The sequence below is a fragment of the Kribbella sp. NPDC104740 genome (assembly GCF_055583505.1).
The window spans coordinates 124,388-137,793 of record NZ_JBVJNV010000010.1; the positions used below are offsets into that span (position 1 = coordinate 124,388).

Below are 13,406 nucleotides of genomic sequence, written 5' to 3' on the forward strand. Positions count from 1 at the left end.
TCATCCCCAGCAATTCTGGGCGCCCCACGCGGTGTCCTTGCTGTCCAGGCCCGGCAGCGGCTTGTCGGTGATCAGCTGCGCGCCGGTGTCCTGGAACCCGCTCGGTTTCGTCCCGTCCTTGCTGAAGGCAACGACCGCGTCGACGCCCTGCTCGGCCATCTTCTTCGGGAACTGCATCACCGTCGCCAGGTACTTGCCGGCCTTCACGTCGGCGACGCCCTGGCAACCGCCGTCGATCGACCCGACCGCGACCTTCCCGGCCAGCCCTTTCGCGGTCAGCGCCGCGACCGCACCGCGCGCGGCCGGCTCGTTCAGCGTGTAGACGGCGTTCACCGACGCGTCGCGCTGGAGCAGGTTCTCCATCGCGGCCTGCGCCTTGTTCTGGTCGCCGTTGGTCGGTGCCGCGCCGAGGATCTCCGGCGCGCCGTCCTTCAGGCCCATCCCCTGCAGGAATCCGCGGTGCCGCTGCTCGTCGACGGTGCCGCCCGGCGTACCGTCCATCAGCAGCAGCTTCGGCGCGGTCCGGCCCAGCGTCGCCTTGATGTACTTGCCCTGCAGCTCCCCGGCGGTGACGTTGTTCGTCGCGTACGTCGCGTCGACGGCTTCCTTCGGGTCGGTCTCGGTGTCGAGCGCGATCACCAGGACGCCGTTGTCCTTGGCCTGTTTCAGCGCCCCGAGGATGCCGGTCGAGTTGCTGGGTGTGATCAGGATGCCCTTGACGCCCTGCTGGACCAGGTTCTCGATCGCGGCGACCTGGCCCTCGTTGTCGCCGTCGAACTTGCCGGCGACCGCGATCACCTCGGAGTCCTTGGTCGCGGCGTGCGCCTTGGCCGACTCGCGGAGCTTCACGAAGTACGGGTTGGTGTCGGTCTTGGTGACCAGGCCGATCTTGACCGGGCCGGAGCTCTCGGCTCCGGAGTCGCTGCCGGACTTGGTCGCCGTACAGGCGGTGGTGGCGAGCAGGGCGGTGGCGGCGAGCACGGCCAACGAGGTGCTGGAGCGGGACATCGGCCCTCCAGGGGATCGGAACGGGCGGGTTTGAACCGCGAAGCTAGACCTGTCCGCGCACTGGTCGCAGGCTTTGCGCAAAGGCTTGCGCAAAGCACGCTGAGCGACGACGATTCGACCGATGGTCACGATGACCGAGGTCGCGCAGGCCGCCGGAGTGTCGGTCAGCACGGTCTCGCACGTCGTCAACGGGACCCGCCTGGTCGCGCCGAAGACCCGGGAGCGGGTGGTCCGCGCGATGCGCGTGCTCGGCTACGAGCACCACCCGATCGCCCGCTCGCTGGCCGCCGGCTCGAACCGGACCATCGGTCTGGCGCTGACCGCCGCCTCCAACCCGTACTGGGTGGAGCTGATCCAGGGCATCGACGGCGAGGCCACCCGGGCCGGGCTGAACCTGATCATCGTCGACACCCGCGACGACGCCCGGCACGAGTCGGTCGCGATCGCGAACCTGCTCGCCCACCACGTCGAGGGCCTGGTGATCGCCCCCGCCGACGGCTGGCGCGACCTGACGCTGCCGCTGCTCCGCGACCGCCCGGTCCCGTACGTCGTGGTCGACCGGATCGACCCCGAGCTGCGCGTCGACCAGGTCGGCGTCGAGAACGAGGCGTCCACCGCCGCGATCGTCGACCACCTGATCTCGCGCGGCCACCGCCGGATCGGCCTCGTCGCGGGCATCCCCGGCCTGTCCACCAGCGCCGAACGCCTGCGCGGCTACCACCTCGCTCACCAGCGCGCGGGCCTGACCGTCGACCCGGCGCTGATCGTCGACGGCGCGTCCACCAGTGACGGCGGCCGCAAGGGTACCTTCGCGCTGCTCGACCTGGCCGATCCCCCGACGGCGGTGTTCGCCGCCAACAACAACATGACCATCGGCACGCTGGCCGCGCTGAAGGCCGCCGGGATCAAGGTTCCCCGCGACCTCGCCGTCGCGGCGTTCGACGACTTCGCGTGGGCCGACCTGTTCAGCCCGGGGCTGACCACCGTCGCCCAGCCGTCCACCGCGATCGGCGCGCGCGCCGTCCAGCTGCTGCTGCGGCGCATGCACGACCCCGACGCACCGCCGCAGACCGTGCGACTCCCGGCGGAGATCATCCACCGGGAGTCGTGCGGCTGTCCTAGCCGGTGACGCTGGGCTTGCCGGTCTCGACGTGCCCGGTGAAGCGACGGCGGTACGTCGTGTCCTCGGCGGCGGTGAGCTCCACGTCGTACCAGCCCTTGTCGGTGGGCCAGGTGAGCGAGCGGGTCTGCTTGCCGCGGACGTCCTGGCTGATCGTGCGGCCGCCGTAGCCGAGCGACTTGAGCTTGACCGTCAGCGGTTTGGTGCCGTGGTTCTCCAGGTCGACCTGGAGGTTGCCGTTGGCAACGGTGAGGCGGACGTCGAGGCCGGCCGCGAGGCCGTCGGTGGTGCCGGCCAGCTCGGCCCAGAACCGGTTCGGGCCCTGGACGGCGATCTCGAACGGGCCGTCGACCTCGATCGGGAGCGCCTTCGTGGTCCGGACGTCGAGGTGCTGCGGCGCGTCCAGCTCACCGGCGTACGGGTACACCGCGAAGTGCACCGGCGCGTCCCCGTCGTTGTTCAGCCGCAGCTTCAGGACGCCGCCGGCAACCATCCCGGAGACCGACGGCTGGTACGGCAGCGCCCGCGCCGGGCGTTGGCCCGGCTCCTGCAGCGGCAGCGCCTGGTCGTTCGGCGGCTTCGGCTTCCAGCGCGCGATCGGCGCCGGCACCGCGCCCGGCCTGTCGACCGATGGTTGCCGGTAGCCCCGATCGAAGTCGAACGCCGAGGTCAGGTCGCCGCACGCCGTCCGCCGCCAGCTGCTGATGTTCGGCTCCCTGACCCCGGTCCAGGTCTCCAGGAAGCGCAGCACCGAGGTGTGGTCGAAGACCTGCGAGTTCACGTGCCCGCCGACCGTCCACGGCGACACCACCGTCATCGGCACCCGCGGGCCGAGCCCGATCGGCCGCCCGCCGAACCAGTCGTCGTCGTTCCCGGACTCAGGGCGCGGGGCGACCGGAGGCGGCACGTGGTCGAAGTACCCGTCGTTCTCGTCGAAGTTGATCAGCAGCACGGTCCTCGACCAGACCTCCGGGTCCTGCGCGATCGCGTCGAGGACGTCGTAGACCAGGTTCGCGCTGCCGACCGGCGTCGACGAGCCCGGGTGCTCGGAGTCGACCGCGGACGGGACCAGCCAGCTCACCTTCGGCAGCGTCCCGGCCTTGATGTCGGCGCGCAGCCGCGGCACCAGCGACTCCGGCTCGGAGCGGTACATCGCCTGCCGGAAGAGCTTCTGCTCCTTCTTCGGCAGCAGCTTCACCGCGGCGTCGAGCTGCTGCAGCGCGGTCGCCCGCTCGGCAGGAGTCTTGGCGAAGAGCTTGTCGTAGAACTCCTCGGTCGTCCGGCAGCCGCCCGGTACGTAGGCCAGGATCCGGCGGCCGATCTCCTTGAAGGTCTGGAAGTACTCGACCGCGTTGTCGGTGAAGTTGTCCCACTCCTGGTAGATCTGCCAGGAGACGCCGGCCTTCTCCAGCCGTTCCGGGTACGCCGTCCAGTCGTAGCCCGGGTGCGCGTAGTCGTACGCCGCGTTGGTGACGGCGCGGTTCGCCGTACCGGGCTCGTAGCCGGTGGTGCCTGACCACAGGTAGTTGCGGTTCGGGTTGGTGGAGCCGTTGACCGAGCAGTGGTAGGCGTCGCAGATCGTGAAGGTCTCGGCGAGCTCGTACTGCAGCGGGATGTCGCGGCGCTCGTAGTGCGTCATCGTCGCGGCCGTCTTGGCCGCGACCCAGTCGTCGTTCCAGCCGTTGCCCCAGGCCTGGGTGGCGTCGCCGAAGCCGTGCGCGAGCGCCCCCAGGTACTGGATGTCGCTCGCGGCACGGCCCTCGGCGGCGGCCGCCTCCCGGACCGAGAACGGCAGCACCTCGCCACCGCCCGCGACCGGCTGGTGGAAGACCGACTTGCCGTTGCGCAACCGCAGCGGCCGGAGGTCGCCGTACCCGCGAACACCGCGGAGCGTGCCGTAGTAGTGGTCGAAGGAGCGGTTCTCCTGCATCAGCACGATCACGTGCTCGACGGCGTTCAGGCCGCCCTTGCGCAACGGCTGCGCCATCGCGGTGTGCAGGGACGGCGGCAGCAGCGACAGGGCTGCTCCACCAGCGGCGGACCCCAGGACGAAACGGCGGGAGATCTCAGGCATGGCTGCATGGTCGGGACGCTGCCATCCCGGAGTGTGAACGATTCAGCACCGGAGTGTGAAGTTCACCCGTCGGCTCAGGGGGTCAGGTGACCGTAGCGGGCGCCGGCCTCGAGCACCTCGGGCGTCCACCGCTCCGGCCCCCACGGCGGCACCGGTACGCCGGGCACCGGCTCGTCGCCGGCCTCGGTCCACAGGCCCTCGGGGCCGCCCGGCGTGTAGAGGAACAGCATCTTGGCATGGTCCATGCTGAGGTTGCGGAACCGGTGCAGCGTCCCGGAAGGGATGTGAACGACGTCGCCGCGGCGCGCGGTCAGCGTCGTGTCGCCGTTCAGGAACTCCAGCTCGCCGTCGAGCACGTAGAACGACTCGTCGGCGGTCGGGTGGTAGTGCGGAATCGGCCCCGCGCCGGGAGGCACGGACGCCTCGACCATGCCGATCAGGCCCTTGGTCTGGTCGGCGCTGAGCAGCACCTGGTAGAGGTCACCGGCGAACCACCGGTTCTTGCCACTGCCCGCCGGGACGTGCAGCGCGCAGGGGGTTTCGGTGTAGGGAAGAGACATCGGACTCGCATTTCTCGACGCAGGGAAGGTTCGCCGCCGACGCTAGAGCGGGTACGCCGGCCAGGGATTGGACCTGAGTGCCGTCCCGGCCGGTACGTGCGTGCCACAAGCCGCCGCCGCGCGGCGCTCCCCGGGCCGCCGGGCCTGACAGGTTTTCGCCGTGGTGACGGGCCTCCGGGGTGCTGCAGGTGATACTCGACCGGTGGGGGTTTCTGTGCGGCAGGTCGAGCTGGACCTGGCGGTCTCGCTCCGATCGGGCGACCCGGTCGACGTCCTGGAACGCGGCTGGGCCGCGCAGTCCGCGGGCGTCATCCCGCTCCCACCGGTCGAGCTGACCCGAGCCGCCGCCGACTACCGGATCCGGATCAAGCACACCGAGGTCGCGGACGCGGTGATCGAGGACCTCTACAGCGAGACCATCACCGGCTTCACCGGCGGCCACTTCCGGCACCACGAGGAACTGGTCGTCGTGCACCTCCCGGTGACCGGCGGCTGGACGTTCGGCGGCCGCGGCAACACCTTCCGCGTCGCACCCGGCGACCTGTGTGTCCGCTCCAACGACCGCCCCTGGCGCTTCGGGATCGCCCCCGGCACCAGGACCGACGTACTCACGCTCCCCGCCGACGAGTTTCGGTCACTCGGCGACCGCGCCTTCGTCGGCACCCGCAACTCCCCCGAGGCGCGGCTGCTCACGTCGTACATGGCGCTGGTGACCGAGAGCGCCGACGAGTTCGGCGAGACCGGACTCCGGCACGCCCGCCACGCGCTGGCCGAGCTGCTGAAGGGAGTCCTTGCCCAGCGCAACATCGTCGCGGGCGAGCCGGCCTTCCTCCCCGCGCTCGCCGACGCCGCGCGACAGTTGGCCGAGTCCCGCCTGCTCGACCCCGACCTGTCGTCCACTTTCCTGGCCCGCCTGCTGAACGTCTCCGTCCGCACCCTCTACCGGGCGTTCGCCGACGGCGACGAGTCCGTGATGGGCTACGTCCGCCGCCGGCGCCTCGAGCACGCCCACGACGAGCTGGTCGCGGGCGCCACCACGGTCTCGGAACTGGCCGCCCGCTGGCACTTCACCGACGGCAGCCACTTCACCCGGGTCTTCAGGACCCGGTACGGCGTGGCGCCGTCGGAGTACCTCCGGCGGCGCCTGCCGTGATCAGCCGATCTTGACCGCGGTGACCTGACCCTCGACGGTGATCTGACCGCCGCCGAACGCGCTGCGGTCCTCGTTGTACCCGAAGCCGTACACGTTCAGCGTCGTCGGGCCGTCGACCGTCACCGTGGCGGTGCTCGATCCGGTGAGCTCGACGAAACCGGCCTTGGAGACCGGGCTGCCCATGATGGTGCCGGCGTCCTTGTCGGCGCCGTACCGGACGACCAGGCTCGGGTAGGTCTCGGTGGTCGGCGTCTCGTAGCCGGCCGACCCGGCGTCCTTACGGTCGAACTTGGCCTGCGTGTTGACCAGGTAGGTGCCCGCGGCCGGGAGCTTCAACTCGCCGACGGTGGTCTTGTTCGCCGCGAACGAGCCGCCGATCTTCTCGATCGCCTTCGGCGCGAGCGTCACGGCGGTGCCCTTGCCGTTGGCCAGCTGGTTCTTCAGGTTCGCGTCCAGCCCGATCTCGTGCACCGACCCGTTGTAGACCGTCGTGAACCACTCGACCATGCCCGGCCCGAGGTTGTCGCCGTACACGCTGCCCTTGCCGAGGTGCCAGTTGGTCACCGCACCCTTGGTGTTCGGGATCGCTCCACCGGCGTCACGCGCCGCCGCCGGCGGCTGCGGCTCCGCCGCGTCCGCGGACGACATCAGCAGCACGCCGCCTCCCCCAGCCAGCCCCAGTGCCGCGATGCCCGCCACTGCCTTCTTGGTGATCCGCACGATGTTTCCCCTCCGAATGGTTGCCGGCATCGTTGCCGACACACGCTCGATGCGGAGAAACCCGGAGAAGTTGCGCGGATCACCTGAACGGCGTGCCGCGGCGCGCCGCGGCCCCGGCTCGTCAGCCTGCCTGGCGCCTCGCCAGTACGGCGTCCCGCAACCCCTCGAGCACCTGCTCGGTGGTGTCCCAGCCCAGGCAGGCGTCGGTGATCGACTGCCCGTAGGTCAGCTCGTGCCCCGGCTCCAGGTTCTGCCGGCCCTCGACCAGGAACGACTCCAGCATCACGCCGACGACCGCCTTGTTGCCCGCGGCCACCTGCGCGCCGATCTCGGCCGCGACCTGCGGCTGGCGGTGATGGTCCTTGCGGGAGTTCCCGTGGCTGGCGTCGATCACGACGCGCTCCGGCAGGCCCGCCGTACGGAGCAACTCCTGGGCGCCGGCGACCGACTCGGCGTCGTAGTTCGGGCCGGCGTCGGAGCCGCGCAGCACGAGGTGGCAGTCCGGGTTGCCGCGGGTGTGCAGGATCGCGGGGGTGCCGTCGTGCGCGATACCGGTGAACACGTGCGGTACGGCGGCCGCCTTGATCGCGTCGACCGCGGTTGCGATGCTGCCGTCGGGGCGGTTCTTCATCCCGATCGGCATCGACAGCCCCGACGACAGCTGTCGGTGCACCTGCGACTCGACCGTGCGGGCGCCGATCGCGCCCCAGCCGACGGTGTCGGCGATGTACTGCGGGGTGATCGGGTCAAGGAACTCGCAACCGACCGGCAGTCCCTGCGCGAGCACCTCGAGCAGCAGCTTGCGGGCGATCCGGAGCCCGGAGTTCACGTCGCCGGACCCGTCCAGGCCCGGGTCGTTGATCAGGCCCTTCCAGCCGAGCGTGGAGCGCGGCTTCTCGAAGTACACCCGCATCACCACCAGCAGCCCGTCGGAGAGCCGCTCGGCGACCGGGCGCAGGCGCTCGGCGTACTCGAGCGCGGCGTCGGCGTCGTGCACCGAGCACGGACCGACGACGACCAGCAGGCGGTCATCGGTGCCGTTCAGGACGTCGGCGACGGCGTCCCGGCCCGCGACGACGGTCTTGGCGAGGTCGTCGGTCAGCGGCAGCTCGGCGTGCAGCGCCTGCGGCGTGACGAGCGGGACCGTCTTCTCGATCCGGCGATCGACGACCGGGGACGGACCTGCCTGCTGCTGCTCCTGCTGCGGAGGGAGGGTGTTCATCACGGGGAGACCTTTCCGCCGGCGACCGAACCCGAAGCCAGTGCCGGCTGACATGAGAAAAGGCAAGGACGGATGTCCTTGCCTCGTGCCGGCTCTGGGGTGTTGCGTCGGGGCGTCAGCGATCGGCTGAGTCACCCGGCACCAGGGCCGGCCACTCAAAAAACCGCCAATAGCAACGCTTCACGTGACAGAGGGTAGCACCCGCCCGAAGGAATCCCGTGGCGTGGGCGAACTCAGCATGATTCTCTCCTCGGGTGACCGTCAGACCAGCCGTACCCGGCGACCTCCCCACTCTCCAGTCGATCGAGACCGCCGCGGGCGTCCTCTTCCGCGAGATCGGCATGACCGACATCGCCGACCACGCGCCCCCGCCCCTCCACATCCTCCGCGCCTACCAGCGCGCCGGCCGGGCCTGGACCGCCGTCGATTCCGGCGGCGACCCCGTCGGTTTCGTCCTCGCGAAGCTCGTCGACGGCGCCGCGCACGTCGAGCAGATCAGCGTGCATCCGACGCACCAGCGCCAGGGCCACGGCCGCGCGTTGATGGACGCCGTCGATCAGTTCGCACGCGATCAACAGCTCCCGGCTCTCACCCTGAGCACCTTCCGCGACGTCGCCTGGAACGCGCCGTACTACGCACGGCTGGGCTTCCGTGAGTTGACCGAGGACGAGCTCACCCCAGGCCTGCTGGCGATCCGCGCCGAGGAGAGCGAGCTCGGCCTGAAACCCGCCGACCGCGTGTTCATGCGGCGTGAGACGGAAGCGGCCACGAGCTGAGATCAGGCTTCCCCGGCAGTAACCACGACGGGAGGTAAGTCGTTGAGGGTCGCAACAACATGTCGAGGCGTCTAAGGGGTCGAAGTACGGTGGCGAGTCCGCTCGGTGATGTGGTTCGGCAGGGTGGGTCCGGGCGCGGAGCGGGCTGGTGATGCCGCGGACGTTCGAGCTGGTCCGGCACCGCGACCTCAGCGGCGTCAGCGGGACCGGTGTGGTCGCCGAGGGCTGCGTCTTCACCGACGGCTCGGTGGCGTTGCGGTGGCGAGGCAACAACCCGGCGACTGCGGTCTGGCCGGACCTCGACTCGGTGCTCGCGGTCCACGGCCACCACGGCGCGACGGAGGTGCACTGGCTGGAGGGCTGGACGGAGCCCGCCACGCCGGAGCTCAACACCAGGCCGCCCCTCGGCGAACGTGGCGCGCGACCGGTAGAGGAACACCACCCCCCGGCCCCGCGGCTCAGCGAGCGCGGGACGCGGCCACTCGAGGACTTCCACAACCCGGTCCCCCGGCTCGGCGCGGAGGCTCTCGACGACCTTCGCGGCCCCGAGACCACCTCGCTCCCCCGCCTCGCCGGCTTGGACTACCCGACAGCGGACGAGGACGAGCGGTCCGCGCTCGACGAACTGTTCGGCGTCCAGCACGCCGTACGGCCGCCCAGCGCCCCCGCCGAGCCCGGTGGGCACGCGCGCGGCTGGTCGGGCGCGCGGCATCTGCGGTGAGGGCACGCCGTACGCGACGGGAAGCTGCCGAGTCAGGTAGAACAGGCTCGTGATCCAGATCTACCTGGTGCGACACGGGGCACCGGACTACTCACCGGTGGACGGCCACGGCTGGCCCGGTACGGCGGCCGACTCGGCGCCGCTCAGCGCCGAGGGCATCAAGCAGGCCGAGGCGCTCGCCGACCTGCTCAGCGGGATCGGGGCGACGTACCTGGTCAGTTCGCCGTACACGCGGGCCCTGCAGAGCGCCGCGATCATCGGGCACCGGCTCGCGCTCGGCGTGAAGGTCGACTACGACCTGCGTGACTGGCTGCCGAACAGCACCGGCACCTGGCGCGGCGTCGCCGACGTCCGCGCTGCCCAGGCCGAGCTCGACGAGTACGGCGGCGAGTGGCCCGACGGCATCCCGCGCCCGTGGGAGCCGCTGTCCGCGCTCCGCACCCGAGCCCTGGCCGCGTTCGCCCGTCACACCGCGAGCACCGACGGGCCGGTCCTCGCGATCACCCACAGCATGATGATCCGCGCGCTGACCGGCACCACCGACGTCGCCCACGGAGCCCACGAGTACTACCGGTACGAGGCCGAGTGACCAAAGATCTACCGCTGGTCCAAGTACTCGCGGTCATCGCCGCGGGCGGTGTCGTCGGGTCGCTCACCCGCTACGGGCTCGCCGAGGCCTGGCCGCACCAACCAGGCGGCTTTCCCTGGGCAACATTCGTCACGAACGTCCTCGGCTGCTTCCTGATCGGCGTACTGCTCGCCCGGATCACCCCGCGAACGCATCCACTCCTGCGCCCCTTCCTCGGCACCGGCGTCCTCGGCGGCTTCACCACCTTCTCGACCTTCGCCGTCGACACCGACCGCCTGCTCCCCGGCCACGCGGTCGTTGCCCTGGTCTACTTCTTCGGCACCCTCGCCGCCGCACTCGTGGCGGTCTGGGCCGGCGACCGGGTGGCGCGATGACCCTCCTGCTCGTCGCCCTCGGCGCCGCCGTCGGCGCACCACTGCGCTTCCTCGTCGACCGCCACGTCGTCGCCCGCATCCTGCACGGCGCCGAACCGTTCCCCTGGGGCACGCTGACCGTCAACGTGCTCGGCAGCTTCGTGCTCGGCCTGATGACCGGCGTCACCGGCCACACCGCCACGCTCCTGATCGGCGTCGGCTTCTGCGGCGCGTTCACGACGTACAGCACGTTCGCCGCCGAGACGCTCCAACTCGCCCGCGGTGGTCAGCGGACGGCCGCGGCCCTCAACGCCGCCCTCAACCTCGGTCTCGGCCTCGCCGCGGCGATCCTCGGCGCGACGATCGTCTAGCCGGGCCGGACCGCCGTCACCAGCGCGTTCACCGCGTCCGCGAGCGAGTTCACCCAGCCGGTCGGTTTCCCGAGCTCCTGCCAGCCCGGTCCGCCCACCACCAGCGCGTACGACGGCCGCGTGCGCGCCAGCGTCCGCAGCGCGGCGAGATCCGCCGTCTCCGGCGTGCTCGCCCAGACGAACACCGCGGCCGGCCTGATCCGGCGTACGGCGTCCGAGAGCGACGCGACCGGAGTTGCCGCCCCGAGCGTCCGGACCTTGACCCCCCGCTCGGCGAGCGCCGCCGCGACGGCCAGCAGCGGCAGCGCGTGGTCCTCGCGCTCGAGGCAGGCCAGTACGACGGGACGCTCCTCCTCGTCGGGCCGGTTCCGCTCGACCGCGCGCCGCGTGTGGTACCTGAGCCCGCCGGCGACCGCGTCCGACGCCAGGTGCTCGACCTCGACGCAGGCGCCGGTTCGCTCCCACTGGTCGCCGACCTCGACCAGCAGCGGCATCAGCCGGCTCGTCCAGGCCTCGACCGCGCCCGACCGGTCGAGGCTGCGGGCAACTTCGTGGGTGAGCCGCTCGGAGTCCATCGCGTTCGCCAGCGAGAACAGGTCCGCCGGGGGTTTGGCCGGCTCGCGCCGGGCCCTCGGCGGCGGCTGGAATGTTGCCGTGGCAGCCTTCTCCGGGCCCGCGGCAACGGACGTGGCGGAAGTCACAGTGGGTGACGGGACCGGGTAGGTCCGGTCCCGGACCTCGGCCGCCGCCTCGGCCGTCGGCACCCCCTGGTCGACCAGCCGGAGCATCGCGCGCAGGCGCGCCAGGTCCTCCGCGTCGTACCGGCGGTGACCGCCTGTACTGCGGGCGCTCGGGCTCAGCCCGTACCGCCGTTCCCAGCTGCGCAGCGTCGGCGCCGCGATCCCCAGACGGCGCGCCGCGGCCCCGACGGTCAGGGTCTCGGAGGCGGGTCGCACGGCGTTCATCATGCCCGTTTCAGGTCGCGATCCGGGGGAAATCGCCAAGGGCCGATAACGAATCGACCGAAGTTCGAGACGACAAGGGTTGAACTACGCATGAGTTGAGCATAGTTTTCACCGAGCGCCCGTCCGCGCTCACGGTGAGTCAAGGAGGTTGCCATGTCGAGAGGGATGCCTCGCCTACCCCGCCCGCTCATGGATCTGTGGGACTGGCAGTCGCAAGCCGCTTGCCGCGACGTCAACCCGGAGCTGTTCTTCTCCCCCGAATCGGAGCGTGGCGTCCGCAAACGCGCGCGCGAGATGGTGGCGAAGTCACTCTGCGGAACCTGCCCGGTCCAGCCCGAGTGCCGCCAGCACGCACTGTCCGTCGGAGAACCGTACGGCGTGTGGGGCGGCACCACGGAGTCCGAGCGGGACAACAACGTCGTCCTCGCCGAGCACAGGAAGTCCGCCTAAGGCCCCCGGGTGAGCACCACCCCGAGTCTTCCGGGCTCTTTCGCCCGGACCCAACCCCGGTAGTAGTTGTCACCGGAGGTTGCCCCTCCAAACCAGCACCGGCCTCCTTTGGGCGCGCGCTCTGTCTGTTGTGCGCCCAAGGGAGCGGCCGGCGGAAGCGAAACCCCAGCCTGCCAAGGGCTTCGAGCCCTCCACTCTGGTGTGTTCGCTCCCGCTCCAGCCACCCGGTTCGCTGCCCACGCCGATCCCGTTCGGCTTCTGCCCCCGAGCCCACCCAACCGGTGCGCTCCCAAGCAGCCGCCAACCAGCCTCGGCGCCACGTCGCTCGGCTGGCCCGGGTAACCCACCGGTGCCCCGCTGAGCCCGGCGACCATGCGGCCGAACAGACCGCCTGAGGCTGAGGCCGCTGCGGCCGGCAAAAGGCGATGGAGTCGTGGGCATTGGCCGAGGTGGGCTGTGCTTGCCGGCTGCTGCTGGCTGCGCCTGCCGCTCTGGGCTGCGCCGAGGCTGCACCTGCCGGCTGCGGCCGCTCCGCACTCAACCCACGGGTGCCCCGCTGAGCCCAGCGACCATGCGGCCGGACAGACCGCGCGGGCTGAGGCCGCTGCGGCCGGGGGCAGCTACAAGTTGTGCTGGGTGCGTGCTACCTGTGGCTTGCGGAGCGGCGCGCCTGCGAACCCTGCTGCGGGCTGCGCCTGCGTGCGGCGGCGGCTGCGCCTGCGTGCGGCGGCGGCTGCGTGCGGCGGCGGCGGTTGCGCCCGCCGAGGTGGAACTCGGCTTTGCGTGTTCCGCCTTTCGGCCGGCGGGGCCTCAGCCCGAGCGGACCTTCTCGGCCGAATCCGAGGCGGCCTCAAGGGGCACGCCAGCTAGTTCTTGCCGTCGTCGGATTCTGTGGGCGCTTGTTTGCCGGGGTCTTTGTCCTTGGACGGCTTTTTCTTCGGCGGGTCTTTGGGGGTTTTGTCCTCGGGCTCGGGATCCGCCGGAGGTGGCGGCGCGGAGCCGCCCATGCGGGGGTCTCGGTAGCGTTCGAGCGTGGCCAGGAAGTCTGGGTCGTCGTCGGGGGCCACCGGGCGGGAAGCGGACGGCGCCCGCCGAGCAGGGGGCTCAGGGCGGCGGGCGTTCCTGGACAGGAGTAGCCAGACGATCGGGCCCGCGAACGGGACGAAGACGATCAGGACGAGCCATACCAGTTTGGGCAGGTAGGGGACGTCCTCGGTACGCGTCTGGATGCAGGAGAACAGCGCGTAGACGGTCAGGGCCAGGCTGATCAGGAACGGCAGATATCGCACGTCTCCACAGTACGGCGCGATTCCCAGCAAGCGAG

General features: G+C 71.1%; 15 protein-coding genes. 8 read left to right on the forward strand and 7 right to left on the reverse strand.

The window, feature by feature from the left end; translation table 11 throughout:
- Positions 1-1,008, reverse strand: a complete 1,008-nt coding sequence (locus ACZ6Z4_RS36115) for a substrate-binding domain-containing protein (RefSeq protein ID WP_465575826.1) — start codon at positions 1,006-1,008, stop codon at positions 1-3.
- Between the two features lie 121 nt (positions 1,009-1,129).
- Between ACZ6Z4_RS36115 and ACZ6Z4_RS36120 the strand changes: the two genes are divergently transcribed.
- Positions 1,130-2,137 carry a LacI family DNA-binding transcriptional regulator gene (locus ACZ6Z4_RS36120; RefSeq protein WP_465575829.1) on the forward strand — a complete coding sequence of 336 codons (1,008 nt, stop codon included), beginning with the start codon at positions 1,130-1,132 and terminating at the stop codon, positions 2,135-2,137.
- On the opposite strand, the gene ACZ6Z4_RS36125 is transcribed toward ACZ6Z4_RS36120, so the two are convergent.
- Together ACZ6Z4_RS36125 and ACZ6Z4_RS36130 are read right to left on the reverse strand one after the other, a co-directional pair.
- Positions 2,127-4,202 carry a phosphocholine-specific phospholipase C gene (locus ACZ6Z4_RS36125; RefSeq protein WP_465575832.1) on the reverse strand — a complete coding sequence of 692 codons (2,076 nt, stop codon included), beginning with the start codon at positions 4,200-4,202 and terminating at the stop codon, positions 2,127-2,129. The two genes, ACZ6Z4_RS36120 and ACZ6Z4_RS36125, sit on opposite strands and share 11 nt — an antisense overlap.
- 74 nt (positions 4,203-4,276) lie before the next feature.
- Positions 4,277-4,762 (reverse strand): cupin domain-containing protein, encoded by a 486-nt coding sequence (locus ACZ6Z4_RS36130; protein ID WP_465575835.1) that lies wholly within the window; start codon positions 4,760-4,762, stop codon positions 4,277-4,279.
- Between the two features lie 202 nt (positions 4,763-4,964).
- On the opposite strand from ACZ6Z4_RS36130, the gene ACZ6Z4_RS36135 reads away from it, so the two are divergent.
- Positions 4,965-5,915 (forward strand): helix-turn-helix domain-containing protein, encoded by a 951-nt coding sequence (locus ACZ6Z4_RS36135; protein WP_465575838.1) that lies wholly within the window; start codon positions 4,965-4,967, stop codon positions 5,913-5,915.
- Here the strand turns inward: ACZ6Z4_RS36135 and ACZ6Z4_RS36140 are convergent, their stop codons facing one another.
- Positions 5,916-6,635, reverse strand: coding sequence for a hypothetical protein (locus ACZ6Z4_RS36140; RefSeq protein ID WP_465575840.1), 720 nt, complete (start codon positions 6,633-6,635; stop codon positions 5,916-5,918). It abuts the gene before it with no gap.
- 121 nt (positions 6,636-6,756) lie between these two features.
- A complete protein-coding gene (locus tag ACZ6Z4_RS36145) occupies positions 6,757-7,857 on the reverse strand; it encodes a 3-deoxy-7-phosphoheptulonate synthase (RefSeq protein WP_465575843.1) in 1,101 nt (366 codons plus the stop codon).
- A gap of 254 nt (positions 7,858-8,111) precedes the next feature.
- On the opposite strand from ACZ6Z4_RS36145, the gene ACZ6Z4_RS36150 reads away from it, so the two are divergent.
- The 5 genes from ACZ6Z4_RS36150 (at position 8,112) to crcB (ending at position 10,667) form a co-directional block, all read left to right on the forward strand.
- Positions 8,112-8,633: a GNAT family N-acetyltransferase gene (locus tag ACZ6Z4_RS36150; protein ID WP_465575850.1), complete on the forward strand. Its 522-nt coding sequence runs from the start codon at positions 8,112-8,114 to the stop codon at positions 8,631-8,633.
- A gap of 148 nt (positions 8,634-8,781) precedes the next feature.
- The gene (locus ACZ6Z4_RS36155) at positions 8,782-9,354 is read left to right on the forward strand and encodes a hypothetical protein (RefSeq protein WP_465575854.1); all 573 of its coding nucleotides are present in this window, start codon (positions 8,782-8,784) and stop codon (positions 9,352-9,354) included.
- Between the two features lie 49 nt (positions 9,355-9,403).
- Positions 9,404-9,943, forward strand: a complete 540-nt coding sequence (locus ACZ6Z4_RS36160) for a histidine phosphatase family protein (protein ID WP_465575857.1) — start codon at positions 9,404-9,406, stop codon at positions 9,941-9,943.
- Positions 9,940-10,317, forward strand: coding sequence for a fluoride efflux transporter FluC (locus tag ACZ6Z4_RS36165; RefSeq protein WP_465575860.1), 378 nt, complete (start codon positions 9,940-9,942; stop codon positions 10,315-10,317). The genes ACZ6Z4_RS36160 and ACZ6Z4_RS36165 overlap by 4 nt, the downstream gene beginning before the upstream one ends.
- On the forward strand, positions 10,314-10,667 hold the full coding sequence (gene crcB / locus ACZ6Z4_RS36170; RefSeq protein ID WP_465575863.1) for a fluoride efflux transporter CrcB: 354 nt from the start codon (positions 10,314-10,316) through the stop codon (positions 10,665-10,667). Before ACZ6Z4_RS36165 ends, crcB begins: the two co-directional genes overlap by 4 nt.
- Here crcB and ACZ6Z4_RS36175 read toward each other — a convergent pair.
- Positions 10,664-11,623 (reverse strand): MerR family transcriptional regulator, encoded by a 960-nt coding sequence (locus tag ACZ6Z4_RS36175; RefSeq protein WP_465575866.1) that lies wholly within the window; start codon positions 11,621-11,623, stop codon positions 10,664-10,666. The two genes, crcB and ACZ6Z4_RS36175, sit on opposite strands and share 4 nt — an antisense overlap.
- A 162-nt stretch (positions 11,624-11,785) precedes the next feature.
- Here ACZ6Z4_RS36175 and ACZ6Z4_RS36180 point away from each other — a divergent pair, with 162 nt between their 5' ends.
- Positions 11,786-12,082, forward strand: a complete 297-nt coding sequence (locus tag ACZ6Z4_RS36180; protein ID WP_077017062.1) for a WhiB family transcriptional regulator — start codon at positions 11,786-11,788, stop codon at positions 12,080-12,082.
- An 866-nt stretch (positions 12,083-12,948) separates the two neighbouring features.
- Here the strand turns inward: ACZ6Z4_RS36180 and ACZ6Z4_RS36185 are convergent.
- On the reverse strand, positions 12,949-13,371 hold the full coding sequence (locus ACZ6Z4_RS36185; RefSeq protein ID WP_465575871.1) for a PLD nuclease N-terminal domain-containing protein: 423 nt from the start codon (positions 13,369-13,371) through the stop codon (positions 12,949-12,951).
- Between the last annotated feature and the right edge of the window lie 35 nt (positions 13,372-13,406).